The organism is Streptomyces sp. NPDC057438, assembly GCF_042802995.1.
Taxonomy (GTDB): domain Bacteria; phylum Actinomycetota; class Actinomycetes; order Streptomycetales; family Streptomycetaceae; genus Streptomyces.
The window spans coordinates 82,298-108,143 of the sequence record NZ_JBHVDD010000022.1 but is presented as its reverse complement, the minus strand read 5'-3'; the positions used below and the strand labels follow the sequence as shown (position 1 = coordinate 108,143).

Annotated in this window: 25 protein-coding genes; 12 read left to right on the top strand and 13 right to left on the bottom strand. The window is 71.8% G+C overall.

Annotation, left to right across the window (positions count from 1 at the left end; translation table 11 throughout):
- Nucleotides 1-347 precede the first annotated feature (347 nt).
- Complete coding sequence (locus ACFU5F_RS15485) at nucleotides 348-2,165, bottom strand: hypothetical protein (protein ID WP_383887068.1); 1,818 nt, start codon at nucleotides 2,163-2,165, stop codon at nucleotides 348-350.
- A gap of 526 nt (nucleotides 2,166-2,691) precedes the next feature.
- Nucleotides 2,692-3,465 (bottom strand): PH domain-containing protein, encoded by a 774-nt coding sequence (locus ACFU5F_RS15480; protein WP_383887066.1) that lies wholly within the window; start codon nucleotides 3,463-3,465, stop codon nucleotides 2,692-2,694.
- Nucleotides 3,466-3,662: 197 nt separating this feature from the next.
- Between ACFU5F_RS15480 and deoC the strand changes: the two genes are divergently transcribed.
- From deoC to ACFU5F_RS15465, 3 genes are read left to right on the top strand one after another with little or no spacing between them, the layout of a single operon-like run.
- A complete protein-coding gene (gene deoC, locus ACFU5F_RS15475; protein ID WP_383887078.1) occupies nucleotides 3,663-4,616 on the top strand; it encodes a deoxyribose-phosphate aldolase in 954 nt (317 codons plus the stop codon).
- 5 nt (nucleotides 4,617-4,621) lie between these two features.
- Complete coding sequence (locus ACFU5F_RS15470; protein WP_383887064.1) at nucleotides 4,622-6,058, top strand: aldehyde dehydrogenase family protein; 1,437 nt, start codon at nucleotides 4,622-4,624, stop codon at nucleotides 6,056-6,058.
- Nucleotides 6,051-6,938 (top strand): aldehyde dehydrogenase family protein, encoded by an 888-nt coding sequence (locus tag ACFU5F_RS15465; protein WP_383887062.1) that lies wholly within the window; start codon nucleotides 6,051-6,053, stop codon nucleotides 6,936-6,938. The genes ACFU5F_RS15470 and ACFU5F_RS15465 overlap by 8 nt, the downstream gene beginning before the upstream one ends.
- Before the next feature lie 98 nt (nucleotides 6,939-7,036).
- Here the strand turns inward: ACFU5F_RS15465 and ACFU5F_RS15460 are convergent, their stop codons facing one another.
- Nucleotides 7,037-7,444 (bottom strand): hypothetical protein, encoded by a 408-nt coding sequence (locus tag ACFU5F_RS15460; protein ID WP_383887060.1) that lies wholly within the window; start codon nucleotides 7,442-7,444, stop codon nucleotides 7,037-7,039.
- 140 nt (nucleotides 7,445-7,584) lie between these two features.
- On the opposite strand from ACFU5F_RS15460, the gene ACFU5F_RS15455 reads away from it, so the two are divergent.
- A complete protein-coding gene (locus ACFU5F_RS15455) occupies nucleotides 7,585-8,214 on the top strand; it encodes a uridine kinase (RefSeq protein ID WP_383887058.1) in 630 nt (209 codons plus the stop codon).
- Between the two features lie 256 nt (nucleotides 8,215-8,470).
- Here the strand turns inward: ACFU5F_RS15455 and ACFU5F_RS15450 are convergent, their stop codons facing one another.
- Entirely contained in the window at nucleotides 8,471-9,229 is a 759-nt protein-coding gene (locus tag ACFU5F_RS15450; protein WP_383887056.1) for a SigE family RNA polymerase sigma factor, read from the bottom strand.
- 307 nt (nucleotides 9,230-9,536) lie between these two features.
- Here ACFU5F_RS15450 and afsQ1 point away from each other — a divergent pair, with 307 nt between their 5' ends.
- The 5 genes from afsQ1 to ACFU5F_RS15425 all read left to right on the top strand — a co-directional run bounded on the left by afsQ1 (nucleotide 9,537) and on the right by ACFU5F_RS15425 (nucleotide 13,523).
- Complete coding sequence (afsQ1, locus tag ACFU5F_RS15445) at nucleotides 9,537-10,214, top strand: two-component system response regulator AfsQ1 (protein WP_013001223.1); 678 nt, start codon at nucleotides 9,537-9,539, stop codon at nucleotides 10,212-10,214.
- Nucleotides 10,211-11,812, top strand: a complete 1,602-nt coding sequence (locus ACFU5F_RS15440) for an ATP-binding protein (protein WP_383887053.1) — start codon at nucleotides 10,211-10,213, stop codon at nucleotides 11,810-11,812. Before afsQ1 ends, ACFU5F_RS15440 begins: the two co-directional genes overlap by 4 nt.
- A 50-nt stretch (nucleotides 11,813-11,862) precedes the next feature.
- A complete protein-coding gene (locus tag ACFU5F_RS15435) occupies nucleotides 11,863-12,501 on the top strand; it encodes a hypothetical protein (protein WP_383887077.1) in 639 nt (212 codons plus the stop codon).
- Nucleotides 12,502-12,713: 212 nt separating this feature from the next.
- On the top strand, nucleotides 12,714-13,196 hold the full coding sequence (locus tag ACFU5F_RS15430; RefSeq protein ID WP_383887051.1) for a VanZ family protein: 483 nt from the start codon (nucleotides 12,714-12,716) through the stop codon (nucleotides 13,194-13,196).
- Nucleotides 13,197-13,322: 126 nt separating this feature from the next.
- Nucleotides 13,323-13,523 carry a PspC domain-containing protein gene (locus ACFU5F_RS15425; RefSeq protein WP_383887049.1) on the top strand — a complete coding sequence of 67 codons (201 nt, stop codon included), beginning with the start codon at nucleotides 13,323-13,325 and terminating at the stop codon, nucleotides 13,521-13,523.
- A 95-nt stretch (nucleotides 13,524-13,618) separates the two neighbouring features.
- On the opposite strand, the gene ACFU5F_RS15420 is transcribed toward ACFU5F_RS15425, so the two are convergent.
- Complete coding sequence (locus ACFU5F_RS15420; RefSeq protein WP_383887047.1) at nucleotides 13,619-13,990, bottom strand: ATP-binding protein; 372 nt, start codon at nucleotides 13,988-13,990, stop codon at nucleotides 13,619-13,621.
- A gap of 133 nt (nucleotides 13,991-14,123) precedes the next feature.
- The gene (locus ACFU5F_RS15415) at nucleotides 14,124-15,287 is read right to left on the bottom strand and encodes an adenosine deaminase (RefSeq protein ID WP_383887045.1); all 1,164 of its coding nucleotides are present in this window, start codon (nucleotides 15,285-15,287) and stop codon (nucleotides 14,124-14,126) included.
- A 113-nt stretch (nucleotides 15,288-15,400) separates the two neighbouring features.
- On the opposite strand from ACFU5F_RS15415, the gene ACFU5F_RS15410 reads away from it, so the two are divergent.
- Entirely contained in the window at nucleotides 15,401-16,171 is a 771-nt protein-coding gene (locus ACFU5F_RS15410) for a prolyl oligopeptidase family serine peptidase (RefSeq protein ID WP_383887043.1), read from the top strand.
- Between the two features lie 95 nt (nucleotides 16,172-16,266).
- Here the strand turns inward: ACFU5F_RS15410 and ACFU5F_RS15405 are convergent, their stop codons facing one another.
- On the bottom strand, nucleotides 16,267-17,238 hold the full coding sequence (locus ACFU5F_RS15405) for a LysR substrate-binding domain-containing protein (RefSeq protein ID WP_383887041.1): 972 nt from the start codon (nucleotides 17,236-17,238) through the stop codon (nucleotides 16,267-16,269).
- Between the two features lie 63 nt (nucleotides 17,239-17,301).
- Between ACFU5F_RS15405 and ACFU5F_RS15400 the strand changes: the two genes are divergently transcribed.
- Both ACFU5F_RS15400 and ACFU5F_RS15395 read left to right on the top strand, forming a co-directional pair.
- Nucleotides 17,302-18,594 (top strand): MFS transporter, encoded by a 1,293-nt coding sequence (locus ACFU5F_RS15400; RefSeq protein ID WP_383887039.1) that lies wholly within the window; start codon nucleotides 17,302-17,304, stop codon nucleotides 18,592-18,594.
- 157 nt (nucleotides 18,595-18,751) lie between these two features.
- Nucleotides 18,752-19,756: a sigma-70 family RNA polymerase sigma factor gene (locus ACFU5F_RS15395; RefSeq protein WP_383887037.1), complete on the top strand. Its 1,005-nt coding sequence runs from the start codon at nucleotides 18,752-18,754 to the stop codon at nucleotides 19,754-19,756.
- Here ACFU5F_RS15395 and ACFU5F_RS15390 read toward each other — a convergent pair.
- The 6 genes from ACFU5F_RS15390 to ACFU5F_RS15365 form a co-directional block, all read right to left on the bottom strand.
- Complete coding sequence (locus ACFU5F_RS15390) at nucleotides 19,649-20,035, bottom strand: STAS domain-containing protein (RefSeq protein ID WP_383887036.1); 387 nt, start codon at nucleotides 20,033-20,035, stop codon at nucleotides 19,649-19,651. The genes ACFU5F_RS15395 and ACFU5F_RS15390 overlap by 108 nt on opposite strands.
- A gap of 55 nt (nucleotides 20,036-20,090) precedes the next feature.
- Nucleotides 20,091-21,374, bottom strand: coding sequence for a thymidine phosphorylase (locus ACFU5F_RS15385; protein ID WP_383887075.1), 1,284 nt, complete (start codon nucleotides 21,372-21,374; stop codon nucleotides 20,091-20,093).
- Between the two features lie 78 nt (nucleotides 21,375-21,452).
- Entirely contained in the window at nucleotides 21,453-21,845 is a 393-nt protein-coding gene (locus tag ACFU5F_RS15380) for a cytidine deaminase (protein WP_383887034.1), read from the bottom strand.
- Nucleotides 21,842-23,116, bottom strand: a complete 1,275-nt coding sequence (locus ACFU5F_RS15375; RefSeq protein WP_383887032.1) for an ABC transporter permease — start codon at nucleotides 23,114-23,116, stop codon at nucleotides 21,842-21,844. The genes ACFU5F_RS15380 and ACFU5F_RS15375 overlap by 4 nt, the downstream gene beginning before the upstream one ends.
- Nucleotides 23,113-24,249: an ABC transporter permease gene (locus ACFU5F_RS15370; RefSeq protein ID WP_383887030.1), complete on the bottom strand. Its 1,137-nt coding sequence runs from the start codon at nucleotides 24,247-24,249 to the stop codon at nucleotides 23,113-23,115. Before ACFU5F_RS15370 ends, ACFU5F_RS15375 begins: the two co-directional genes overlap by 4 nt.
- Entirely contained in the window at nucleotides 24,249-25,817 is a 1,569-nt protein-coding gene (locus tag ACFU5F_RS15365) for an ABC transporter ATP-binding protein (protein WP_383887073.1), read from the bottom strand. The genes ACFU5F_RS15370 and ACFU5F_RS15365 overlap by 1 nt, the downstream gene beginning before the upstream one ends.
- Between the last annotated feature and the right edge of the window lie 29 nt (nucleotides 25,818-25,846).

Genomic DNA, 25,846 nt, shown 5'->3' with positions numbered 1-25,846 from the left:
GGCCCCGGCGGATCACCGGCCGGGGCCCCCGTGCGTCCGGGCGGTCATCCGGGCCGGGCCTTCGTGCGTCCGGGCCGACGATCACAGGCCGAGGCCCGCGCGTGTACGGGCCGGTGGCCGACCGGGGAACTCGTCGCGCGCCACGGGCCGGCCAGGAAAGCCCTACGAGCCGAGACGCCCTGGACACCGCCCTACAGCCCAGGGACCGGCCTGAACACCGCCCTAAGGGCCAGTGACCCGCCGGGGAAAACGCCCTGCGGGCCAGGAACGCCCAGGGCACCGCCCGTACAGCCCAGGGGCCGACCTGAACACGGGCCTACAGCCCAGCGGCCGGCCGGGGCACCGCCCTACGGGACCAGCACCAGCGCCGCCGCCCACGCCACGGCCAGCACCAGGCCCAGCGGCCACAACGGCGCCCCCCTCCCCTCGTGCTTCCCCGCGGGCCGCAGCGCGGGCTCCTGCCACATCGCGGTGATCTCGGCCGCGGTCCGCTCGTAGGGGTGGACCAGGCGCAGTCTGCGCTCCGGCCGGCGCCAGCGTTCCGACCGGACGGACCAGGACGTGAACGACTCCTCGTAGCTGTCCACCGTCAGCACTGCGCCGGCGCACCGGACCGTTCTGAGGTCGTCCCACCCGATGTGCCGGGCCCGGCGCCAGCCGCTCAGCCACAGGCCCGCGCGGTCGGCCGTGATACGCCAGGCCAGCAGCTGCGGCAGGGTCAGGACGCCGACGAGGCCGACCGGACCGCCGACGAGGTACCGCGCCGTTCCGTCCGGGTACAGCCCGACGGAGGCCACCACGACCACCGTCAGGAGGGCGGTGGTCCAGTCGGCCCCTCCCGCCCGCCAGCGCCGTACCGGCTGCGGGTCCTCGCGCAGCCGCTCCAGGCTCCGCGTCGCCGCCTCGGCACGCAGTTCCTCGTCGACCGCGTGCCGCTTCTCCCCGGCCCGCTCCGCGGCGGCCCGGCGCCGTACGGCACGCTCGGTCAGCGGACGTACCGGGCCGCTGGAGGACGCGACGACCGGTTCCGCCGGTGAACGGCCCCCGGCCGCGTCCGCACCGTCCCGCTCGTCCGGCTTCCGCAGATCCGGCGGCCCCTGCGGCCCGTCCGGCTCCTCCGGCGCGTCGAGCCTCTCCGCCGCGCTGACGATCACGATCTCGGCGCCGTCGTGGGGCGGCCCGTACAGCACGGCCTCCCGCAGGGCTCCGGGCTGCTCGTCGTCATCGTCGGCATCCTCGATCGCGTCGAGGAGCTCGTCCCGCGCCTCCCGCCCTACGCGCTCCTCGGCCCCCTCGGACTCGTCGGCTCCCTCGGACTCGTCGGACTCGTCGTCGCCGTCGTCGTACCACTCCTCGGTGGCGACGGTGAACAGCGGCCGCAGTGCCTCCACGTCGTCGGCGGCGAAGACCTCGGTGTCCCCGTCGGCGCCGTCCCGCACGAGCACCCGCAGCACCGGCACGGGGGCGCCCCGCAGCGCGGCGGCCCGGCGACGCCCCAGCCGGCCGGAGAGCAGCGAGGTGAACCCCCAGCCGACGACGAACCAGCCGACGAGCGTGACCGCGTCCCGGTCGGTGAGGGCGTCCCGGCCGGAGGTGAGGGCGAGCAGCCCCGCGCCCAGGAGGGCCAGCACGAGCCCGAACCCCGTGAGGAACCGGCCGCGGCGCACCGGCCCCGCCCCGTCCGGCACGAGGGCCGTCGCCCCCGCGGCCGCGGCCAGGGCCCACTGCCGCTGCAGCCGCCCCTTGCTCAGCCGGATCTCGGCGGCGGCCCAGGTGAAGGTCAGGGCGATGAGGCCCAGCAGGGTCGGCACGTCGTGTGTCTTCCCCTCCCAGGCCAGCAGGAGCGTGAGCAGGGGCGCGGAGAACCGGACGACCTCGGGCCTGACCAGGGTCCACACCAGCTGCAGTGGTACCAGCACGGCGAGGGCGGCGGGCACCTCCGCGAAGTTCGCCAGCCAGAAGCCGATGACGAGGCCGCCCGGGACCACGGCGAGCAGGTGCAGGGGGCGCGCCCGGGCCGGCACCCACAGGGGCGGCCGGGTCCGTGCCCAGGCCTCCAGCTTGTCCCCGCTCCAGGCGACGCAGCCCTCGGGCACGGCGGTCGCGGCCAGTGCGCGCGGTGTGGTGGGCCCGGCCTGCGGCCAGGGCTCAAGGTTCGTGGTCATCGTCTCGTGGACACTCCGCCGCCGTCGTGGATAGGCCGTTCGCCGCGCGCGATCCGACGCGATCCAAGCGGACAGGGCTGTGAAGGCGGGACACACGGGCATGTTCCGGACCAACACGCCCGGACCCGCGGGGTGTTGACCGTCGCATACTTCCCGGACGTCTGGTCCGGCGCGTTTCCCGCCACCATAGAACAGATGTCTGGGACCGATCCGGAAAGCGCCTCGCCCGGGCGTCCGCCACCCCCCGCGGACACCGTCCGGTAAAGCGCGGACACCGTCCGGAACGAGCACAGCCACCCCGGCCCCGGGGGACCACCACCGTCGCCGTCCCCCCGGCAGGGAGCCGACCGCTACGGCCTGGCACCGACAGCGACCGCCGAGAGCCGACAGCGACGGCCGCATCCCGGCCCCGGGGGACCACCACCGTCGCCGTCCCCCCGGCAGGGAGCCGACCGCTACGGCCTGGCACCGACAGCGACCGCCGAGAGCCGACAGCGACGGCCGCAATCCCGGCCGCGCGGGTCCGTCACCCGATCGCGATCAGCACCAGCAGCAGCACGGCCCCCGCCACCACGGGCCCCACGACCTCCCAGGCCCACCGCGCGCTCGGCTCACCCTGGGACCCGAGTGCCTTCGCCCGCGCCTCGCACAGCTCCCGCAGATCGGCCATGACCTGGTCGGTCTCCGCCCGCATGGGCCGCCCGGCCGGGGCGGCCCGCCCCACGCTCCCGCCCCCGTACTCGGCCCTGTTCTCACCCTTGGCCGCCCGGCGCTCCTCCCGGGCCTGGTGCCGGGCGGCCTTCTTGCGGCCGCGCAGCGAGACGGGGATCGCCCAGAGCTGGTACTTGGCGCCGCTCGTGTCGATCACCTCGTTGGTGTAGCCGGAGCGCAGGGACACGACACTCGCCCAGGGCAGCTCGACCACCCGGAACGGGTTGCGCACCCGCAGCCGGTCGTCGTTGGCGAACACGGCGGGCCGCACCGAGAACGCGACCACCAGGGGTACGGCCACCAGCATGGACGCCAGCGCCAGCCAGGGCGTACGCCCCTCCCCCGACGCCACCGCGTCCCCGCCGAGCCACGCCATCAGCCCGAGCAGCAGCACCCCGCCCGTCAGTCCGGCGGGCGAGCGGTAGACCCGGTCCTTGTACACCGGCTTGGCGGGCTTCGACGCGGGGGCCGCCGCTGCCGCCGGAGCCTGCTCGGTCTTCGGGGTCTCCGAAGCCGTGCCGGCCTCCGCGCGCTCACGAGCCGCCGAGGTGTGCTCCGGCTCGGGCGACGATTGATCCGAGGTGCTCATACGTCCGATTCTGCCCGACGCCCCGGAACTGTTCGCAGCCCACCCGGCCCGCGCCGCGCGGGAGCGCAGGGAACCGCGCGACCGGCCGCCCGCCGCACGCCCCGCTCCGCCACCCGGTGTCCCCGGGTCGCGGGCACCGGCAATCAATCCGGGGGCTGTACACCAGCTACGCGCGTAGATATGCTCGTCTGGTGACCATGTCCACAGCTGCACCCCACGCTCTCGCCGACGTCACCGCGTCCGACAGCACGCTGCGCCGCTTCCTGCACGGGCTGCCCGGCGTCGACCCGGTCGGCCTGGAGGCGCGTGCCGCCTCCCTCGGCACCCGTTCCATCAAGACGACCGCCAAGGCGTACGCCATCGACCTGGCCATCTCCATGGTCGATCTGACGACCCTGGAAGGCGCGGACACCCCGGGCAAGGTCCGGTCCCTCGGCGCCAAGGCGGTCCTCCCCGACCCGGGCGACCGCACGACCCCCGCCACGGCCGCCGTCTGTGTCTATCCGGACATGGTGCCCACGGCCAAGGCCGCCGTCGCCGGCTCCACCGTCAAGGTCGCCTCCGTCGCCACCGCCTTCCCGGCCGGCCGTGCCGCGCTCGCCGTGAAGCTGGCCGACGTCCACGACGCCGTCTCCGCCGGGGCCGACGAGATCGACATGGTCATCGACCGGGGCGCGTTCCTCGCCGGGAACTACCTCAAGGTCCACGACGAGATCACCGCCGTGAAGGAGGCCTGCGGCTCCTCGGCCCGCCTCAAGGTCATCTTCGAGACCGGCGAGCTGTCGACCTACGACAACATCCGCCGCGCCAGCTGGCTCGGCATGCTCGCGGGCGCGGACTTCATCAAGACCTCGACCGGCAAGGTCGCGGTGAACGCCACCCCCGCCAACACCCTCCTCATGCTGGAGGCCGTCCGCGACTTCCGCGCCCAGACCGGCGTCCAGATCGGCGTGAAGCCCGCCGGCGGCATCCGCACCACCAAGGACGCGATCAAGTTCCTCGTCCTGGTCAACGAGACCGCGGGCGAGGACTGGCTGGACAACCACTGGTTCCGCTTCGGCGCGTCCTCGCTCCTCAACGACCTGCTGATGCAGCGCCAGAAGCTGGCCACCGGCCGCTACTCCGGCCCCGACTACGTGACGGTGGACTGATCCCCATGGCTTCCGCATTCGAGTACGCACCGGCCCCCGAGTCCCGGGCGGTCGTCGACATCGCCCCCTCCTACGGCCTGTTCATCGACGGCGAGTTCACCGAGGCCGCCGACGGCAAGGTCTTCAAGACGGTCAGCCCCTCCTCCGAGGAGGTCCTCTCCGAGATCGCCCGCGCGGGCGAGGCGGACGTGGACCGCGCGGTGGCGGCGGCCCGCAAGGCCTTCGAGAAGTGGTCGGCCCTCCCCGGCACCGAGCGCGCGAAGTACCTCTTCCGCATCGCCCGCATCATCCAGGAGCGCAGCCGCGAACTGGCCGTCCTGGAGACCCTGGACAACGGCAAGCCCATCAAGGAGACCCGCGACGCCGACCTCCCCCTGGTCGCCGCGCACTTCTTCTACTACGCGGGCTGGGCCGACAAGCTCGACCACGCCGGCTACGGCGCGAACCCCCGCCCGCTGGGCGTGGCGGGCCAGGTCATCCCCTGGAACTTCCCGCTCCTGATGCTGGCGTGGAAGATCGCCCCGGCGCTGGCCACCGGCAACACGGTGGTCCTGAAGCCCGCCGAGACGACCCCCCTGTCGGCGCTGTTCTTCGCGGACATCTGCCGCCAGGCGGGCCTGCCGAAGGGTGTCGTCAACATCCTCCCGGGCTACGGCGACACGGGCGCGGCCCTCGTCGCGCACCCGGACGTGAACAAGGTCGCCTTCACCGGCTCCACGGCGGTCGGCAAGCAGATCGCGCGGACGGTCGCGGGCACCCGCAAGAAGCTCACGCTCGAACTGGGCGGCAAGGGCGCGAACATCGTCTTCGACGACGCCCCCATCGACCAGGCCGTCGAGGGCATCGTGACCGGCATCTTCTTCAACCAGGGCCAGGTCTGCTGCGCGGGCAGCCGCCTGCTGGTCCAGGAGTCGATCCAGGACGAGCTGCTCGACTCCCTGAAGCGCCGCCTGTCCACCCTCCGTCTCGGCGACCCCCTCGACAAGAACACGGACATCGGGGCGATCAACTCCGAGGAGCAGCTCACCCGGATCACCTCGCTCGTCGAGCGCGGCGAGGCCGAGGGCGCCGAGCGCTGGTCCCCGGCCTGCGAACTGCCCTCCGCGGGCTACTGGTTCGCCCCGACGCTGTTCACGAACGTCACCCAGGCGCACACCATCGCGCGGGACGAGATCTTCGGCCCGGTCCTGTCCGTCCTCACCTTCCGCACCCCGGACGAGGCCGTCGCCAAGGCCAACAACACCCAGTACGGCCTCTCGGCGGGCATCTGGACCGAGAAGGGCTCCCGGATCCTGGCCGTCGCGAACAAGCTGCGCGCGGGCGTCGTCTGGTCCAACACGTTCAACAAGTTCGACCCGACGTCGCCGTTCGGCGGCTACAAGGAGTCGGGCTTCGGCCGCGAGGGCGGCCGCCACGGCCTGGAGGCGTACCTCGATGTCTGACCGCCTGTCTGTTTTCAAGACCTACAAGCTGTACGTCGGCGGGAAGTTCCCGCGTTCCGAGAGCGGCCGGGTGTACGAGGTGACCGACGCAAAGGGCAAGTGGCTGGCGAACGCGCCCCTCTCCTCCCGCAAGGACGCCCGGGACGCGGTGGTCGCCGCCCGCAAGGCGTTCGGCGGCTGGTCCGGCGCGACGGCGTACAACCGGGGTCAGGTCCTCTACCGCGTCGCCGAGATGCTGGAGGGCCGCAAGGGCCAGTTCGTGCACGAGGTGTCCGACGCCGAGGGCCTGTCGAAGTCGAAGGCCGTCGCCCTGGTGGAGGCGACCATCGACCGCTGGGTCTGGTACGCGGGCTGGACCGACAAGATCGCCCAGGTGATCGGCGGCGGAAACCCGGTGGCGGGCCCGTACTTCAACCTCTCCTCACCGGAACCGACGGGCGTGGTGACGGTCCTGGCGCCCCAGGAGTCGAGCTTCCTGGGCCTGGTCTCCGTGCTGGCCCCGGTGATCGCGACCGGCAACACGGCGGTCGTGATCGCGAGCGAGCGGTCCCCTCTCCCGGCACTGTCGCTCGGTGAGGTGCTGGCCACCTCCGACGTCCCCGGGGGTGTCGTCAACGTCCTCTCCGGGCGTACGGCGGAGATCGCGGCGCCCCTCGCCGCCCACCAGGACGTCAACGCGATCGACCTGGCCGGCGCGGACGACGTCCTGGCGAAGGAGCTGGAGATCGCCGCGGCCGACAACCTCAAGCGCGTCCTGCGTCCACAGCCTGTGGACGACTGGTCGGCCACGCCCGGCCTCGACCGCATGACGGCGTTCCTGGAGACCAAGACGGTCTGGCACCCGACGGGGTCGCTGGGCGCTTCGGGCTCCGCGTACTGATCCGGGACGCGGGGAACCGCGGGACCCTCGGGACGGAGTGAACCGTCCGGGCCGGTCCCGCGGTTCCCCGCGCGCGTCACGGGGTGCGCAAGGGGTGCTCAGCGCAGCCCGCCCACCACCTGCCCCAGCACCGGGATGCTCCCGATCGACGGCGCCTGCGCCACCGGTCCGGTCAGGGCGGTGGACGTCAGCGGCTGGAAGTCGGCCAGTTGCGTGCCCACCCCGTTGTCGAGCGGGTCGACGCCCGTGCCCGCCAGCGGGTTGGGCTTGAGCCCCGCGACCGGGCCGGTGACGTACCCGACGGTGCCGGTCAGGGCCTGCAGACCCGCCTGCGGGTCGACCTGGCCGAGCGAGGTGGGCCGGGTGCGCAGCACGTCCACGACCGGGGCGGCGCCGTCGGCCGCCGCGGCCGTACCGGCACCCGCGCCGAGCGCGAGCCCCGCGGTGGTGACGGCCAGCAACACGCGCCGGGCGCCGGGGGTCTGGGGAGCCAAGAGTCGAGCCATCAGCGGTGCCACCTTGTCCTGTGCGTTTCCGTTTCGGAAAGTAATCATAGAGACACAAACGGTAGTTGAGATGTGATGTGCGCTCCAAGGGCGACCCGCCGACTCGGCGGGAGCCGCGTGATGCCTCACACTGGACTCTCGTGAGTTCGCATCCTCCGATACCGACCCGGGTCGTCCTGCTGACCGGTCCGTCCGGCTCAGGCAAGTCCCTCCTCGCCGCCCGCTCCGGCCTGCCCGTGCTGCGGCTGGACGACTTCTACAAGGAGGGCGACGACCCGACGCTGCCACAGGTGGAGGGCAGTACGGACATCGACTGGGACCACCCGCTGTCCTGGGACGCGGACACGGCCGTCGCGGCGATCGAGGAGCTGTGCCGCACAGGCCGTACGACCGTGCCGGCGTACGACATCTCGCTCAGCGCGCGGACCGGCGCGGAGGCCCTGGCCATCGGACCGACGCCGGTGTTCATCGCCGAGGGCATCTTCGCCGCCGAGATCGTCGGGCGCTGCCGTGAACTGGGGCTGCTGGCGGACGCGCTGTGCCTGACCCGCGGCGCGGTGAAGACGTTCCGCCGCCGCTTCCTGCGCGATCTGCGCGAGGGCCGCAAGTCGGTGCCGTTCCTGCTGCGGCGCGGCTGGCGGCTGATGCGCCTGGAGCGCTCGATCGTGGCCCGTCAGACGGAGTTGGGCGCCCACCCGTGCGACCGGGACGAGGCGCTGGGGCGCCTGGCGGCGGCCGCCGCGGGCCGCGGCGCGGCGGCGACGGCCTGAGGCCGGGCGACGGGCGACGAACACCGGGGCACACATGAAAACGGGACTGGACGGACCCCCCGGCCCTCCAGTCCCGCCTTCCCCCGTATCCCCCGTGCTTCCCCCGTGTTCCCCCGTTGCACCGTCGTGGTCCCCCCGGACCCCGCCGGTCACCCCCCGGCCGTCACGTCGGCGCTCCCCCGCGCCACCGTGACGTCCCTGGCCTCCCCCGTGCTCCCCCCGCTTTTCCCCCGTTACCTGCTCCCCCCACAGACCTTCAGGCGACAAGCTCCCCGAAGGACTCCTCCTCGTCACGGCCGAAGCTGAGGACCTCGTCCTCGCGCAGCCGGCGGAGCGACCGCCAGATGCTCGACTTCACCGTGCCGACACTGATGTCGAGGATCTCTGCGATCTCCGGGTCGGTGCGGCCCTCGTAGTAACGCAGGACCAGCATCGTCCGCTGGAGTTCGGGGAGCCGGGCGAGCGCCTGCCACAGGACGGCGCGCAGTTCGGTGCCGCGCATCGCGTCCGTGTCGCCGGCGGTCTCCGGCAGCTCCTCGGTCGGGTACTCGTTCAGCTTGCGGCGGCGCCACGCGCTGATGTGCAGATTGGTCATGGTGCGGCGGAGGTAGCCCCCGACCGCGGCCTTGTCACTGATCCGGTCCCAGGCCCGGTAGGTCGAGAACAGCGCGCTCTGCAGCAGGTCCTCGGCCTCGAAGCGGTCCCCGGTCAGGTGGTAGGCGGTTGCGTACAGGGAGGCACGACGCTCCTGGACGTAGGCGGTGAACTCCGCCTCCGACACAGACCTGCGCTCCCCCGTGTCCTCCCCGTACGCGGTCCCCGTTCCCCCGTGGGTGACCCCCGTGGTGCTTGCCCCCACGTGCGCGTCAACCACCGTCATGTACGTGGTGTGCTGACGCCCGGTGCCGCGAGCGCACCCCCGCCCGCTCACGGCACCGGACTTCTCCGTGCTCCGGACGACGTCGTGGAGACGCGTGACAACTGCGCCAGTGCTGTTGCCGTGCAGCGTGTTCATCTCGCGCCCCCCGTCGTGGACTTCCGGTTGTGGTGCTGTGCAGTGGTGCTGTTCGTGCTCCCCGGCTCCGCCCTGTGGTGCTGTCGGGCGGCGTTTCCTTGCCTGTGCCGAGAAGATTGCCCGTTCACCTTCATGGCCGTGTCCGCCGACTGTCACAGAGCTGTCACAGGGGTCGGGCCCAGCCGGGGCACAGGTCGATCACAGAGAAGAGTCGTACGGCTACGCGAACGGCACGATCGTGTGCGGGTGTCGGGCGGGAGCGCTCCAACGGTCGATTCGGCGCCATGCCATGGGCCAGAATGAGCCCGTGCCTTCCCTGTTGCTGATCGAGGACGACGACGCCATCCGCACGGCCCTGGAGCTCTCACTGACGCGCCAGGGGCACCGTGTCGCCACCGCCGCCACCGGCGAGGATGGCCTCAAGCTGCTGCGCGAACAGCGGCCTGATCTGATCGTTTTGGACGTGATGCTGCCTGGGATCGACGGCTTCGAGGTGTGCCGGCGCATCCGGCGCACCGACCAGCTGCCGATCATCCTGCTCACCGCGCGCAGCGACGACATCGACGTCGTGGTGGGCCTGGAGTCGGGCGCGGACGACTACGTGGTCAAGCCCGTGCAGGGTCGGGTGCTGGACGCCCGTATCCGCGCGGTGCTGCGGCGCGGCGAGCGCGAGGCGAACGACGCGGCGACCTTCGGCTCCCTCGTGATCGACCGCGCGGCCATGACCGTGACGAAGAACGGCGAGGACCTCCAGCTGACGCCCACCGAGCTGCGGCTGCTGCTGGAGCTGAGCCGCCGCCCCGGGCAGGCGCTGTCCCGGCAGCAGTTGCTGCGTCTGGTGTGGGAGCACGACTACCTGGGCGACTCCCGCCTGGTGGACGCGTGTGTGCAGCGGCTGCGCGCCAAGGTCGAGGACGTGCCGTCCTCGCCGACCCTGATCCGTACCGTGCGCGGCGTGGGCTACCGGTTGGACACTCCTCAGTGACGAAGGCTTCGGGGGGGATCCGCGGCTGGGCCGCGGCTCGCAGGAAAGTACAGTCCCGGATCCGTTTCACCAGTCTCCGGCTGCGGCTGGTGGTCGTCTTCGGCCTGGTGGCGCTCACGGCCGCCGTGTCGGCGTCCGGCATCGCGTACTGGCTCAACCGCGAGGCCGTGCAGACGCGTGCGCAGGACGCGGCGCTCAACGACTTCGAGCGGGAGATGCAGAGCCATGTGAGCACGCTGCGCCCGAACCCGACGCAGGACCAACTGCGCTTCGCGGCGCGGAAGATGGCGGACGGCGGCGAGCGGTCCAGCGTGCTGCTGGTCGCCGAGGACGCCGACGGCCGGACGGTCTCCGGGGCCTCCACCGACAACGCGCTCACCGGCTTCACGCTGGAGGACGTGCCGGCGTCCCTGCGGAAGGCCGTCAACAAACGGCAGAAGCTCACCTCCGGCAACAAGCACGCGTACCACGTGTACTGGCAGCGGGTCATCGACGGCGACACCCCTTATCTGGTGGGCGGCGCGAAGATGATCGGCGGCGGGCCGACCGGGTACATGCGCAAGTCCCTCGCGGAGGAGGCGAAGGACCTCAACTCGCTGGCCTGGTCACTCGGTATCGCCACGGGTCTGTCGCTGATCGGCTCGGCGCTGCTCGCGCAGGCGGCCGCGACGACGGTCCTGAAGCCGGTGCAGCGCCTCGGTGTCGCCGCCCGGCGGCTCGGCGAGGGCAAGCTCGACACCCGGTTGCGGGTCTCCGGCACGGACGAACTCGCCGACCTCTCCCGGACCTTCAACCTCGCGGCGGAGTCGCTGGAGAAGAAGGTCGACGACATGAGCGCCCGCGAGGAGGCGTCCAGACGCTTCGTCGCCGACATGTCGCACGAACTCCGGACACCGCTGACGGCGATCACCGCTGTCACGGAGGTGCTGGAGGAGGAGCTGGACGCCGACACGGGCAGCCTCGACCCCATGATCGAACCGGCGGTACGGCTCGTCGTCAGCGAGACCCAGCGTCTCAACACCCTGGTGGAGAACCTGATGGAGGTCACCCGCTTCGACGCGGGCACGGCCCGTCTCGTCCTCGACGACGTCGACATCGCCGACCAGATCACCGCCTGCATCGACGCCCGCGCCTGGCTGGACGCGGTGGACCTGGACGCCGAGCGCGGAATCATCATCAAGCTCGACCCGCGCCGCCTGGACGTGATCCTGGCGAACCTGATCGGCAACGCGCTCAAGCACGGCGGCTCGCCGGTGCGCGTCCTGGTGCGCGAGGGCGACGAGAACGACGCGGACCTGCTGATCGAGGTGCGGGACCACGGCCCGGGCATCCCCGAGGACGTCCTCCCGCACGTCTTCGACCGCTTCTACAAGGCGAGCGCCTCCCGCCCCCGCTCCGAGGGCAGCGGTCTCGGCCTGTCCATCGCCCTGGAGAACGCCCACATCCACGGCGGCGACATCACCGCCGCCAACTCCCCCGAGGGCGGCGCGGTCTTCACCCTCCGCCTGCCCCGGGACGCGGCCTCGCTGATCGCGGACGAACGGGACGGCTACCGGGCCGACGACGACCCGCAAGGTCCCGAGGGGGCCGGTCAGTGACGATACGAGGCACCCGGCGACGGGAAGACGGGGGAACGCGGGGCGTGCGAGTGCCAGAGGTTCGGGAAGGTGCCGCACGCGCGCGCGGCGTACGGGTGCTGGCGGCCACGGGGGCGCTTGCCGGACTGCTGGCCGGCTGCGGCATCCGGGCCACCCAGGTGCCGACGGACTTCGGCCCGGCGCCCTCGATGGTGCCGTGCGAGCTGTCGGCGACGGACATCACGACCCAGACGACGCCCTCCGGCATGCCGGTGGAGGTGTTCCTGCTGTGTTCCGGTGCGCTCGTGCGGGTCAACCGCTCGGTGGAGGTCGCCGAGGGCACCGAGGAGGCCCGGCGGCGCGCCGCCGTCGCCCAGGGCCTGCTGGACGCCCTCTCCACCGACCCGACCGCCATAGAGGACGAGGCCGGCTACAGCACCGCCGTCCCGCCCGGCCTCACGGTGGCGGGGCCCAGGCCGGACGACCCCGAGGACGCCCTGCGCCTGTCCACCGCCCCCGACGCGCTCCCCCGGTTCGCCCTCGCCCAGATCGTCTGCACCTTCGCGGACTCGGCGGCCGCCGGCGACAACGGTTCGGTGGTCCTCGGCAGCACGAGCGCCGAGACGCTGCGCCGCTACGAGTGCGACCCGGAGACCCAGTCGGCCCCGGGGGCGGGGAACCCGCCGTCGACGGAGGTCAACGGCTCCTGAGCCGAGGGGGTCGAGGGGATTCCTAGCCGGATGACCTGTGGCTGCAGCGCCCCGTGCCTGGATCACTGCGGAAGGGCAGGCGAACGAGCCTCGAAAAACTCCCTGCAACCGATCGTGCCGGGGGCCGCGTCTTGGGGGGCGTGCAGCCTCAAGGTACGAACGGCGGTAGCGCCGGGATCCGTGTCCGTGCGGCGGGGGGTGTTCTCCTCGCCGTGCATCTCGCGGTCGTTGCCTGGATCACGCTGCGTCCGCTGGACGTCACCTGGATGAGTCCCGCGAATCTGCGGCCGTTCGCGGGGATCAGAGCGGATCTGGCCCTGGGGTGGCCGGAGGCGGCCCACCGGATCGGTGAAGGGCTGGCACTCCTCGCTCCTCTGGGTGTCCTGCTGCCGATGGCGCACGGAAGGCTGGCCGGGTCGCCGCTGGCGTCGCTGGCCCGGTCGGTGGCGGCCGGGGCGCTGTTGTCGCTGGCCATCGAGTTGTTGCAGACCGGGGTGCCGGGGCAGGTCGTCGACATCGACTCGATCCTGCTGAACTCGGTCGGCGTCGGACTCGCCCATCTCGCGGTGGTGCCGGTCGTCAGGTCCGCGCTGCGGCGGAGGGAGCGCACCCGGGTGGGTGCGGCGCGCGTGCGCCCCGAAGAGGTGTCTCAGGGTCGGACCCCGACGATTCCCAGGGTGGGGATGGCTCCGTAGAGGGACGCTTCGTCCGCTTCGTCACCGTAGCGTCGAAGGTGTGGAAAAGAGAGCGGTGTCCCCGAGCAGGGTCCCGCCCCACCGTCGGCCCGTGGGCCGGCGTCCTACACCGACGAAGGAGCCCTCATGAGCCGCCTTGCCCGCCCCACCGAAGGCCGGATGATCGGCGGAGTGTGTGCCGCGCTGGCACGGCGCTTCGGCACCTCCGCGACCACGATGCGCGTGATCTTCCTGGTGTCGTGCCTGTTGCCGGGCCCGCAGTTCCTGCTCTACATAGCCCTGTGGATCCTCTTCCCCGGAGAGGGCAAGGCCCGCACGGCCTGGTGACACGTTTCGGCCCGTGGTTCACACGGCCCGGTGCCGCGCGCACCGACGGGGCGCACCCCGCAGGGATGCGCCCCGTGCCGATGTCGTGGTGCTGCTCAGGCGCCGCCGAGGGGAAGGCCGTTGACGCCGAGACCCTTGGTGGGGAGGGCCTGGCCGACGGGGAGGCCGCCGAGCAGCCCGGCGACGGGGGCGGTGGGGCCCTCGGCGAGGACGTTGGCGGCGGCGGGCTGGGCGGCCTCCAGGCCGGCGCCGAGCGCGCTCTGGCCCTGGGCGAGGGCACCGGTGGCGGTCGGCAGCGCCTTCGTGACGTTCTCCACGGGCAGCGCCTGGGTGACGGTGCCGAGGGCCTGGGAGGCCTCGGGGGCGACCGGCGCGCTCGGGGCGGCGTTCGCGGCACCCGCGCCCGCAGCGGCGATGGCGGCACCGACGACGGCGACACCGAGGGTCTTGGCAGCAGACTGCTTCATGTTGAATGCGTCCTTGGAATGCGTTTGACGGGTGGTGAGCGGTGCCGAAACGTAAACACCAAAGTCCCGCCGGAGGCAAACATCGAAAAGCGGCCGCGTCGCCGTGGACACGACCGCTCCCCGAGACCTCCGTTCAGCTCGATTCTTCGACAGAACCGCTGGTGGAGGCCGTTTGCCGGAACAGCCATTCGGATTTCAACTCGGCGTACCCGGGCTTGATGACGTCATTGATCATGGCCAGTCGTTCATCGAAAGGAATGAATGCTGACTTCATAGCATTGACCGAGAACCACTGCATGTCGTCGAGCGTGTAGCCGAAGGCGTCGACAAGATGCTCGAATTCACGGCTCATGCTCGTGTACGACATCAGGCGGTTGTCGGTGTTCACGGTGGCCCGGAAGTGCAGGCGCCGCAGCAGCCCGATGGGGTGCTCGGCGTACGAACGGGCGGCGCCGGTCTGCAGGTTGGAACTGGGGCACAGCTCCAGCGGGATGCGCTTGTCGCGGACGTACGAGGCGAGGCGCCCGAGCTTCACGGAGCCGTCCTCGTGGACCTGGATGTCGTCGATGATGCGGACGCCGTGACCGAGCCGGTCGGCGCCGCACCACTGCAGCGCCTGCCAGATCGAGGGCAGTCCGAACGCCTCACCGGCATGGATCGTGAAGTGGTTGTTCTCGCGCTTGAGGTACTCGAAGGCGTCGAGGTGCCGGGTGGGCGGGTAGCCGGCCTCCGCGCCCGCGATGTCGAAGCCGACCACACCGAGGTCGCGGTAGCGGTTGGCGAGTTCGGCGATCTCCAGGGAGCGGGCCGCGTGGCGCATGGCGGTGAGCAGCGCGCCGACACGGATGCGCCGGCCGTCGGCCCTGGCCCGGCGCTCACCCTCGCGAAAGCCCTCGTTGACGGCCTCGACGACCTCTTCGAGACCGAGCCCGCCTTCGAGGTGCTGTTCGGGGGCGTAGCGGACCTCGGCGTAGACGACGCCGTCGACGGCGAGGTCCTCCGCGCACTCGGCGGCGACCCGGACGAGCGCGTCGCGGGTCTGCATGACGCCGACGGTGTGGGAGAAGGTCTCCAGGTACCGCTCCAGCGAGCCGGAGTCGGCGGCCTCCCGGAACCAGACGCCGAGCCGGTCGGGGTCGGTCTCGGGGAGCTGGGAGTACCCGCTGTCGCGAGCGAGTTCGACGATGGTTCCGGGACGCAGGCCGCCGTCGAGGTGGTCGTGCAGCAGAACCTTGGGCGCCCGGCGGATCTGGTCCGGATCCGGGGTGTTACCGGTCGGGTCGTTCTGGTTCGTCATTTTCGTACGATACCTCCTACGCGCGTAGAGCACCTGTCGGATGATCGCGTCGATACGTAACGGTGACCCACAGGACGGGTGGCGTACACCATCTCTTCTGACACTGTTCTGTCATGGCGCAGCAAGCAATGCCGGTCCGTACGCCCCGACTTGGGCGGACGATCGGCCCGGAGCCGAGCACGGTCGGCGGGGTGGTCCTTCTCCTCCCGGCCGGTGACGAGGCATCCACCCGCAGACCCTCCCCCATGCTGGCCGCGGCCTCCGTGCGCGCCCTCGGCCGCCGGCTCGCCCGCGCGGGCCGTACGGAGGGGCTGGCGACCCATGTCGTGCACTACCGCTACCGGGGCTGGAACGGTGCCGAGGCGCGGCTCGCGCGGGATGCCGAGTGGGCCGTGGACGAGGTGGTGCGGCGGTACGGAGACGTGCCGGTGTGTCTGGCCGGGCTCCACATGGGGGCGCGGGCGGCGCTGCACGCCGGTGGGCACGAGGCCGTCAACTCGGTGCTGGCCATCGCCCCCTGGTTGCCCGAGGAGGACGTGGCGGCGCCGCCCGAACCGGTGAAGCAGTTGTCGGGGCGCCGAGTGCTGATCGTGCACGGGACGAACGACGAGCGGGTGGATCCCGAGCTGTCGTTCCGGTTCGCGGCGCGGGCGAAGAAGACGAACCCCGACATCTGCCGGTTCGAAGTGCACGCGGACCGGCACGGGTTGACCCAGTACCGGGACGAGGTGCACGCGCTGGCCGCGGACTTCGTGATGGGGGTGCTGTTCGGGAGGGCGTTCGCCCGGCCTGTGGAGGACGCGCTCGCTGCTCCGCCGCCGTTGGGGTTGCGGATGCCGCTCGCCTCCGGCTTCGGGGGGCATCACTCGCGTCAAAGTGGTTGATGTCGTCTCGCGGCTGCGGGCCGTGGGTGACTGATCGCGCCCACGCGGCGGAGCCGCATATCGATACAGCCCCGCGCCCCTGACTCTGCTGCGGCTCAGCTGGGCAGCAGGTTGCCCCGTCTCGACAGCAGGAACTTCTTGAAGGCCGCCACCGGGGGTGTGTCCGGGTGGCCGTCGAGCCAGGCCACGCCGATCTCGCGGGCCGCTCTCGGGGCGGTGACCGTCAGCTCGACGACTCCCGGCCGGGGGACGGCCGGAGGGGGCAGGAGCGCCACGCCCAGGCCCGCGGCCACCAGCCCTCGTAGCGTCTCCGCCTCCTCTCCCTCGAAAGCGATGCGCGGTTTGAAGCCGGCCGCCTCGCAGAGGTCGTCGGTGATGCGGCGCATGCCGTAGCCGGGCTCCAGGGTGACGAAGGTTTCGTCGGCGGCCTCGGAGAGGCGGACACGTTTGCGGGCGGCGAGGCGGTGGTCGGCCGGGACGACGAGCCGGAGCTTCTGTTCGTCGAGGCGGCGGGCCACCAGGTCGGGGGCGTCCGGGACGGGGGACGTGAGACAGAGATCGAGTTCGCCCGCGCGCAGGCGTTCGAGCATCGCCTCGCCGTAGTTCTGGACGAGGCTGAAGCGGACCCGGGGGTGCTCGGCACGGAAGGCCTGCAGCAGGCCCGGCACGGTCTCGGCGCCCATGGTGTGCAGAAAGCCGAAGGCGACCTTGCCGGTGGCGGGGTCGGCGTCCGCGCGGACCTCGTCGGCGGCGCGCTCGATCTCGGCGAGGGCTCGCTCGACGGAGGCGTGGAAGGTGCGCCCGGCGTGGGTGAGGGAGACCGTGCGCCCCCGGCGGGCGAACAGGTCCACGCCCAGGTCCTGTTCGAGGCGGACCATCGCCCGGGACAGCGTCGACTGCGGGACACGCATCTCGCGCGCGGCCCTGGTGACGTGTTCGGTGCGGGCGACCCCGGCGAAGTAGGCGAGGCGGGGGGCGAGCCTCAGGACGATGTCCTCGATGCTCTCGATGTCTTCTGTGTCACCGGACGGTGACAGGCGCGGCTCTGACCTCTGCTGATGCATCACGGGAACGATTATGGGGGTTCCATGCATTGGACGGATGAGCGGCGGCGTCCGTAGTTTCGAAGCATGCCTTCCGCAAGTACCGGGGCGTCCACCACCGTGGGCGCCGCCTCAGCCGTGGCCCCCACCGCCTCCTCCCCGTCCGCCGCCGACACCCGAGTGGCCCCGGGCGGGCCCGGCTACCGCCGGATGAGCCTGGCGCTGTTCCTCGCGGGCGTCGCGACCTTCGCCCTGCTGTACTCCACGCAGGCCCTGCTGCCGCTGATCTCGGACGGCTTCGGGAGCACGGCGAGCGCGGCGAGCTGGACGGTGTCGGCGGCGACCGGGGCGCTGGCCCTGTTCGTCCTGCCGATGAGCGCGCTGTCCGAGCGGTTCGGGCGGCGCACGGTGATGACTGCGTCGCTGGTGGTCGCGGTGACGGTCGGGCTGCTGATCCCCTTCGCGCCCTCGCTGGGCGCCCTGGTGGTGCTGCGGGCCGTGCAGGGTGCGGCGCTGGCCGGGGTGCCGGCCTCCGCTACCGCGTACCTCGCCGAGGAGGTCCGGCCCCGGGCCCTCATCACGGCGATCGGTCTCTTCGTCGCCGGCAACAGCGTCGGCGGGATGAGCGGCCGTGTGGTCACCGGATGGGTCGCGCAGGAGTGGGGCTGGCGGGTCGCGCTCGGCGTGCTCGGGGTGATCGCCGTGGGCTGCGCGGTCGCCTTCCGGCTGCTGCTTCCCGCGCCGAGGCACTTCGTGGCGGGGTCGCTGCGCCCGGCGGTGCTGGCCCGCACGGTCCGCGCCCACCTCTCCAACCCGCTGCTGCGGCGGCTGTACGCCATCGGCGCCCTGTTCATGACGGTCTTCGGCGGCGTCTACACGGTCATCGGCTACCGCCTCGCCGGGGAACCCTTCTCGCTGCCCCAGGGCATCATCGGCTCGATCTTCCTGGTCTACCTGGTGGGCACGGTGTCGGCGTCGACCGCCGGGAAGTTGGTCGGCCGCCTGGGCCGGCGTGGTGCCCTCTACCTGGCGGGTGCCACGACGGCCGCCGGACTGCTGGTCTCGCTGTCCGACTCCCTCCCGGTGGTGCTGCTGGGGCTGGTCCTCATCACCGCCGGCTTCTTCGCGGGCCACGCCGCCGCGTCGTCGGCGGTCAGCCACACCGCGAAGGAGGGCCGCGCCCAGGCTTCGGCGCTCTACCAGTCCGCGTACTACGTGGGCTCCAGCGCGGGCAGCACGCTGGGTGCGATCGCCTTCCACGCGGGAGGCTGGGGCGGCACGGTCGTCCTGGGCCTGCTGGCCGTGCTGGGGGTCGTGGGCATCACGGTGGCGGGCACCCGCGCGGCCCGCGCCCGGCGCGCCCTGACCCCGGCCTGCTGATCCGTCGGCGGCCCCGCGGCACCCCGCAGCGGTTCCCGCGAATGGCTCCCGACCCTTGTGACCTGCCCCTTCCGCCCTTCCCCAGGCCATTGTCAGTGGGCTGCGGTAGCTTCCGAGGTGTTGGTACGCACAGGGATGCCACAGGGGTGGGTTGGCCATGGGTGACGGTACGGCGACGGCGACGGCGGAGCTCGATGTCCGGTTGGAGAAGCACCGGGTCGAGCTGACCGGGTACTGCTATCGGATGCTGGGCTCGTCCTTCGAGGCGGAGGACGCCGTGCAGGACACGATGATCCGCGCCTGGCGCAGCTACGAGAAGTTCGAGGGCCGGTCGTCGCTGCGGTCCTGGCTGTACCGGATCGCCACGAACGTGTGCCTGGACATGCTGACCGCGGGGAACAAGAGGGCCCGGCCCATGGATCTCACCGATGCGACGCCCCTGGCCCAGGCCGCCCTCTCCCCCCGGCCCGACAACACCTGGCTGGAGCCCGTGCCGGACGCCCGGGTGCTGCCGACGACCGACGACCCGGCGGAGGCCGCCGTGGCGAAGGAGTCGGTGCGGCTGGCGTTCGTCGCCGCGCTGCAGAAGCTGCCGTCGAAGCAGCGGGCCGTGCTCATCCTGCGTGAGGTACTGGCCTGGAAGGCGAGCGAGGTCGCCGAGCTGCTCGACACCTCCGTCGCCTCGGTGAACAGCGCCCTCCAGCGGGCCCGCGCGACCCTCGCCGAGGGCGGGCAGGCCGCCGCCGACGTCTCCGACCCGCTGGACGAGGAGCAGCAGAAGCTGCTGGACCGCTATGTGGCCGCCTTCGAGGGGTACGACATGGCGGCGCTGACGGCCCTGCTGCACGAGGACGCGGTCATGACGATGCCGCCGTTCGACCTCTGGCTGACCGGCACGGGCGACATCACCGGCTTCATGACGACGCTCGGCGCGGCCTGCGCAGGCTCACACCTGGTACCCGTCGCGGTGAACGGCCTGCCGGGCTTCGCGCAGTACAAGCCGGACCCGGACAGCGGCGGGTTCACCGCCTGGGCGGTGCAGGCGCTGGAGATCTCAGAGGGCCGGATCGCCGGATTCCACTGCTTCCTGGACACCGCCCGCTGGTTCCCCCTCTTCGGCCTCCCCCTCCACCTCGAAGGCAAGCCCGACCAGCCGCAGTAGCGCGCGCAGCGCGGGGGCGGGGTCCCGTAGGCGTATCCGGCCCCCGGCCCGCCGTGCGGCGAGCTGCATCCGGGCCAGGGCGTCGACGGCGGCCAGGCCCGGCGGGCCGATACCGGCGACGTCGCACACCACGGTCCCGCCCCCGGTCTTCTCCAGTCGCGCGCGTACCTCGGCACAGAGCCGAGGCACCTCGTCCCGGGTGAGAGGGCCTGGCAGCACGAGTACGGCGGGTGTCGTCGCGTCCACGATCGGTAGACCGGGGAGAGCCCCGGAACTCATCGCGGAGGCGACGACACCCGCCGTGGCCTGCCCTGATCCGTCGGGCGCGGTCGCCTCAGGCGATGCGGTCCAGCACGATCGGCCTCGGCTCGTACGCGGTGCCGGGGGCGCCGATGTCGTACGAGCCCGCGACGGCGTCCAGGGCGTAGTCGAAGCGCTCGGGCGTGTCGGTGTGCAGGGTCAGCAGGGGCTGGCCCTCGGTGACCGTGTCGCCGGGCTTGGCGTGCAGCTCGACGCCCGCGGCGGCCTGCACCGGGTCCTCCTTGCGGGCGCGACCGGCACCGAGGCGCCAGGCGGCGATGCCGATGTCGTAGGCGTCGAGGCGGGTCAGGACGCCGGAGGCGGTCGCCGTCACCACGTGCTGCTCGCGCGAGGTCGGGAGCGGGGCGTCGGGGTCGCCGCCCTGGGCCGCGATCATGCGGCGCCAGGCGTCCATCGCCGAGCCGTCGGCCAGCGCCTTCGCCGGGTCGGCGTCCTTCACGCCGGCCGCGTCGAGCATCTCGCGGGCCAGGGCGACGGTGAGTTCGACGACGTCCGCCGGGCCGCCGCCCGCGAGGACCTCGACCGACTCGCGGACCTCCAGGGCGTTGCCCGCCGTCAGGCCCAGCGGGGTCGACATGTCCGTCAGCAGGGCGACGGTCTTCACGCCGTGGTCGGTGCCGAGGCCCACCATCGTGGAGGCCAGCTCGCGGGCGTCCTCCAGGGTCTTCATGAAGGCGCCCGTGCCCACCTTCACGTCCAGGACCAGCGAGCCGGTGCCCTCGGCGATCTTCTTGGACATGATGGAGGAGGCGATCAGGGGGATCGCCTCGACCGTGCCCGTGACGTCACGGAGCGCGTAGAGCTTCTTGTCCGCCGGGGCCAGGCCGTCGCCCGCCGCGCAGATGACCGCGCCGACCTCGTCCAGGACGTTCAGCATCTCCTCGTTGGAGAGCAGGGCGCGCCAGCCGGGGATGGACTCCAGCTTGTCGAGGGTGCCGCCGGTGTGGCCGAGGCCGCGGCCCGACAGCTGGGGGACGGCCGCGCCGCAGGCCGCCACCAGGGGGGCGAGCGGGAGGGTGATCTTGTCGCCGACGCCGCCCGTGGAGTGCTTGTCGGCGGTGGGGCGGGACAGGGACGAGAAGTCCATGCGCTCGCCGGAGGCGATCATCGCGGCGGTCCAGCGGGCGATCTCCCGGCGGTCCATGCCGTTGAGGAGGATCGCCATGTTGAGGGCGGCCATCTGGTAGTCGGCGACCTCGCCGCGGGTGTACGCGTCGATGACCCAGTCGATCTGCTCGTCGCTGAGTGCGCCGCGGTCCCGCTTGGTGCGGATGACCGAGATGGCATCCATGGACAGCTTCGTCATGGCTTTCCTTCCGAGGTTCTGCAGAAAGTGTGCGGCCCCCCTGAGCAACTCAGGGGGGCCGCACAGGAGTTACTTGGTGAGATGGTCCGGGCCGAACGCCTGGGGGAGCATCTCCGAGAGCGGCAGGATGCCCGCCGGGGTCTCCAGCAGTAGGTCCGGGCCGCCGAACTCGTAGAGCAGCTGCCGGCAGCGGCCGCACGGGACGAGGATGTCGCCCTTGCCGTCCACGCAGGTGAAGTGGGTGAGACGGCCGCCGCCGCTGTTCTGCAGCTCCGAGACCAGCCCGCACTCCGCGCACAGGCCGAGGCCGTAACTGGCGTTCTCGACGTTGCAGCCGGAGACGATCCGGCCGTCGTCGACGAGGGCGGCCACGCCGACCGGGTAGCCGGAGTACGGGGCGTACGCCCGGGACATGGCGTCCCGGGCCACCGTGCGCAGCCCGGCCCAGTCGACGGCGGTCACTTGCCCTGTCCCTTCCGGTACGGCAGGCCGTCCGCCTTCGGCATGCGCAGCCGCTGGGCCGAGAGCGCGAGGACGATCAGGGTGATGACGTACGGCGTGGCGGCGACGACCTGGTTCGGGACCTCGTTGGTGGTCGCGTACCAGGTGTAGACGAGGGCGCCCACCACGAAGGTGATCGCGGCCGGGACGTACTTCTTGCGGACGGCCTGCCAGATCGCGCCGATGACCAGGAGCAGGGCGCCGAGCAGCAGCAGGGCGTGGACGTTCTCGGAGCCGCCGCGCAGGTTGAGGCTGTCGGTGTAGCCGAAGAGGCCGGCGCCGAGGGCGAGACCGCCCGGCATCCAGTTGCCGAAGATCATCGCGGCGAGACCGATGAAGCCGCGGCCGCTGGTCTGGCCCTCCAGGTAGAAGGGGTTGGCGACGATGGAGAGGAAGGCTCCACCGAGGCCGGCCAGACCGCCGGAGATGATCACGGCGAGGTACTTGTACGTGTAGACGTTGACGCCGAGGGACTCGGCGGCGATCGGGTTCTCGCCGCAGGAGCGCAGCCGCAGGCCGAAGGCACTGCGCCACAGGATCCACCAGGTGGCGGGGATCAGGGCGACGGCGACGAGGGTCAGCCACGAGACGTTGGTGACCAGACCGCCGAGCAGGCCGGCGAGGTCCGAGATGAAGAACCAGCCCTTGGAGTTGAGTTCCGTCAGCGCGTCCGACAGTCCGGGGATGGTGAAGTCGCCGATGGACTCGACCGGCGGGGACTGCTTGGCGGAGCCGCCCTGGTGGCCCTCGAAGGCGAGGGGCGCGAGGTAGCGGGTGGCGCCGAGGGCGAGGATGTTGATGGCCACACCGGAGACGATGTGGTTGACGTTGAAGGTGACGGTGACGAAGGCGTGCAGCAGACCGCCGATGCAGCCGCCGATGATGCCGACCAGGACACCGGTCCACGGGCCCCACTGGAAGCCGGCCCAGGCGCCGAACCAGGTGCCGAGGATCATCATGCCTTCGAGGCCGATGTTGACGACGCCCGCGCGTTCGGCCCACAGGCCGCCGAGACCGGCGAGGCCGATCGGGACGGCCAGTTCCAGCGCGGTGGACATCTGGCTGACGTTGGTGATGCCGTCGGCGCCGGTGATGATGCGGACGATCGAGGTGAGTGCGAGGACGCCGGCGATGACCAGCAGCAGGACGGGCAGCGACAGCTTGCGTCCGGTCGGGGCGGCCGGCTGCAGCGAGGGCTGGTTGACGTCGGTCGCGGTGGTGCTCGTGGTCATCGGCCCGCCACCTCCTTCTTGACGTTGTTGTTGTCGGAGGCGTCCGCGCCCAGGACGTGGCCCGCGGCCAGCTCGGCGCCGACCCGGCGCTGCTGACGGCGCAGGCCCCACTCGCGCACGGTCTCGTAGGAGACGACGACCGAGAGCACGATCAGGCCCTGCATGATGACCGCGATCTCCTTGTCGTAGCCGTGGAAGTCCAGCTCCGGGGACGCCTTGTCGAGCCAGGCCCACAGCAGGGCGGCGAAGGCGATGCCGACGGGGCTGTTGCGGCCGAGGAGGGCGATGCCGATGCCCAGGAAGCCGATCCCGGTGGGGAAGTTCAGGCTGTACGTGTGGGTGTCGCCGAGCAGGATCGGCAGGCCCGCGAGGCCCGCGACACCGCCGGAGATCAGCATGGCCGTGAGGACCATGCGCTTGGGGTCGACACCGCTGGCCGTCGCGGCCGACTCCGAGGCGCCGGAGGCGCGCAGGTCGAAGCCGAAGCGGGTGCGGTTGATGACGATCCAGTAGCCGACGCCGAGCAGGACGGCGAGCAGCACCAGGCCGTAGATCTCGCCGGCCGCGCCCATGTCGATGCCGGGGACCCAGCCGGACTCGGCCATCTCACCGGTGGTGTTGTTGTTGCCGACCTTGACGCCGAAGACGTTCGGCAGCCAGAGGTAGCCGATGACGGAGGTGGCGATCGCGTTCAGCATGATCGACGCGACGACCTCGCTGACGCCCCGGGTGACCTTGAGGACACCGACGATGCCGGCCCAGAAGGCGCCCGTGAGGATCGCCGTGAGCATCAGCAGCGGGATCTGCAGGGCCGCGGGCAGGTCGACGTGGGCGCCGACGATCGCGGCCATCATGGCGCCGAGCAGGTACTGGCCGTCGACACCGATGTTGAACAGGTTCATCCGGAAGCCGATGGCCACCGCGAGGGCCGCGACGTAGTACAGCGAGGCCTGGTTGATGATCCGGACCTGGATGTCGGAGAACGTGGCCTGCTCGAACATGATCGTGAACGGCTCGACCGGGTTCTTGCCGGAGGCGAGCAGCACGATCGCGGTCAGCACGAAGGCCACGGCCAGCGCGAGGACCGGTCCGGCCACCGCGAGGAGCACGCGCTCCTTGTCGAACTTCTTCATCAGCGGGCCTCGTCTTCCTCGGACCCGGACGTGTCCGCCGAGGTCTCGGGGGTCTCTTCGTGTGCGAGGTGGCCGGTGGCGGCACCGGTCATGGCCGAGCCCAGCTCCTCGGGGGTGATGGTGGCGGGGTCGGCGTCGGCGACCAGCTTGCCGTTGTAGATCACCCGGAGCGTGTCGGACAGGCCGATCAGCTCGTCCAGGTCGGCGGAGATCAGCAGGACGGCCAGGCCCTCGCGGCGGGCCTCGCGGATCTGGTCCCAGATCTGGGCCTGCGCGCCGACGTCCACACCGCGGGTGGGGTGGGCGGCGATCAGGAACCGCGGCTTGTGGCTCATCTCGCGGCCGACGATCAGCTTCTGCTGGTTGCCGCCGGAGAGGGAGGCGGCGGTGACGTCGATGCCGGGGGTGCGGACGTCGTACTCGGCGACGATCCGGCGGGTGTCCTCCTGGGCGGCCTTCGGGTCGAGCCAGACGCCCTTGGCGTTGGGCCGCTCGGTCACATGGCCGAGGATACGGTTCTCCCAGAGGGGTGCCTCCAGCAGCAGACCGTGCCGGTGGCGGTCCTCGGGGATGTAGCCGATGCCCTGTTCACGGCGCCTGCGGGTGGGCCAGGCGGTGATCTCGTCCTCGGCGAGCGCGATCGTGCCCGAGTCGGCGGACTTCAGGCCGATCAGCGCGTCGACCAGCTCGGTCTGGCCGTTGCCCTCGACACCGGCCAGGCCCAGGACCTCGCCCGCGTGGATGGTGAAGGTGATGTCGTCGAGCAGGGCCTTGCCGCCGACGGCCTCCAGACGGAGGTCCTTGACGGTGAGGACGGGACGGTCGGTGACCGTGGACTCGGCCGTCTCGGGGGTGGGCAGCTCGCTGCCGACCATCAGCTCGGCGAGCTGGCGCGGGGTGGTCTCGGCGGGGACGGCCGTACCGACGGTCGTGCCGCGCCGGATGACGGTGATCTCGTCGGCGACGGAGAGCACCTCGCCCAGCTTGTGCGAGATGAAGATGACCGCCAGGCCCTGTGCCTTGAGTTCGCGCAGGTTGGCGAAGAGGGAGTCGACCTCCTGGGGCACCAGGACGGCGGTGGGCTCGTCCAGGATCAGGGTGCGGGCGCCGCGGTAGAGGACCTTGAGGATCTCCACGCGCTGGCGCTCGGCGACGCCCAGCTCCTCGACCAGGACGTCCGGGCGCACGCCGAAGCCGTAGCGCTCGGAGATCTCCTTGATCTTGCGGCGGGCCTTGGCGCCGATGCCGTACAGCTTCTCGCTGCCGAGGACCACGTTCTCCAGGACCGTGAGGTTGTCGGCGAGCATGAAGTGCTGGTGGACCATGCCGATGCCACGGGTGATGGCGTCGGCCGGGGACGAGAACGAGACCTGCTCGCCGTCGACCGCGATGGTGCCCTCGTCCGGCTTCTGCATGCCGTAGAGGATCTTCATCAGGGTCGACTTGCCGGCGCCGTTCTCCCCGACGAGGGCGTGGACGGTGCCCTTGCGCACGGTGAGGTGGATGTCGTGGTTGGCCACGACGCCGGGGAATCGCTTGGTGATCCCGGCGAGTTCGACGGCGGTCACCTGACCGTTGACCGCCACGTCGGCCGGAG

Bases quoted from the DNA above. Each gene is read 5' to 3' on its own strand.
- deoC (WP_383887078.1), top strand. From the start codon at position 3,663: ATGTCCACAGCTGCACCCCACGCTCTCGCCGACGTCACCGCGTCCGAC.
- ACFU5F_RS15400 (WP_383887039.1), top strand. From the start codon at position 17,302: ATGCCTTCCGCAAGTACCGGGGCGTCCACCACCGTGGGCGCCGCCTCA.
- ACFU5F_RS15460 (WP_383887060.1), bottom strand. From the start codon at position 7,444: ATGGCTCGACTCTTGGCTCCCCAGACCCCCGGCGCCCGGCGCGTGTTG.
- ACFU5F_RS15415 (WP_383887045.1), bottom strand. From the start codon at position 15,287: ATGACGAACCAGAACGACCCGACCGGTAACACCCCGGATCCGGACCAG.
- ACFU5F_RS15375 (WP_383887032.1), bottom strand. From the start codon at position 23,116: ATGACCACGAGCACCACCGCGACCGACGTCAACCAGCCCTCGCTGCAG.
- ACFU5F_RS15395 (WP_383887037.1), top strand. From the start codon at position 18,752: ATGGGTGACGGTACGGCGACGGCGACGGCGGAGCTCGATGTCCGGTTG.
- ACFU5F_RS15425 (WP_383887049.1), top strand. From the start codon at position 13,323: ATGAGCCGCCTTGCCCGCCCCACCGAAGGCCGGATGATCGGCGGAGTG.
- ACFU5F_RS15420 (WP_383887047.1), bottom strand. From the start codon at position 13,990: ATGAAGCAGTCTGCTGCCAAGACCCTCGGTGTCGCCGTCGTCGGTGCC.
- ACFU5F_RS15450 (WP_383887056.1), bottom strand. From the start codon at position 9,229: ATGAACACGCTGCACGGCAACAGCACTGGCGCAGTTGTCACGCGTCTC.
- ACFU5F_RS15470 (WP_383887064.1), top strand. From the start codon at position 4,622: ATGGCTTCCGCATTCGAGTACGCACCGGCCCCCGAGTCCCGGGCGGTC.
- ACFU5F_RS15410 (WP_383887043.1), top strand. From the start codon at position 15,401: ATGGCGCAGCAAGCAATGCCGGTCCGTACGCCCCGACTTGGGCGGACG.
- ACFU5F_RS15390 (WP_383887036.1), bottom strand. From the start codon at position 20,035: ATGAGTTCCGGGGCTCTCCCCGGTCTACCGATCGTGGACGCGACGACA.
- ACFU5F_RS15485 (WP_383887068.1), bottom strand. From the start codon at position 2,165: ATGACCACGAACCTTGAGCCCTGGCCGCAGGCCGGGCCCACCACACCG.
- ACFU5F_RS15370 (WP_383887030.1), bottom strand. From the start codon at position 24,249: ATGAAGAAGTTCGACAAGGAGCGCGTGCTCCTCGCGGTGGCCGGACCG.
- ACFU5F_RS15480 (WP_383887066.1), bottom strand. From the start codon at position 3,465: ATGAGCACCTCGGATCAATCGTCGCCCGAGCCGGAGCACACCTCGGCG.
- ACFU5F_RS15465 (WP_383887062.1), top strand. From the start codon at position 6,051: ATGTCTGACCGCCTGTCTGTTTTCAAGACCTACAAGCTGTACGTCGGC.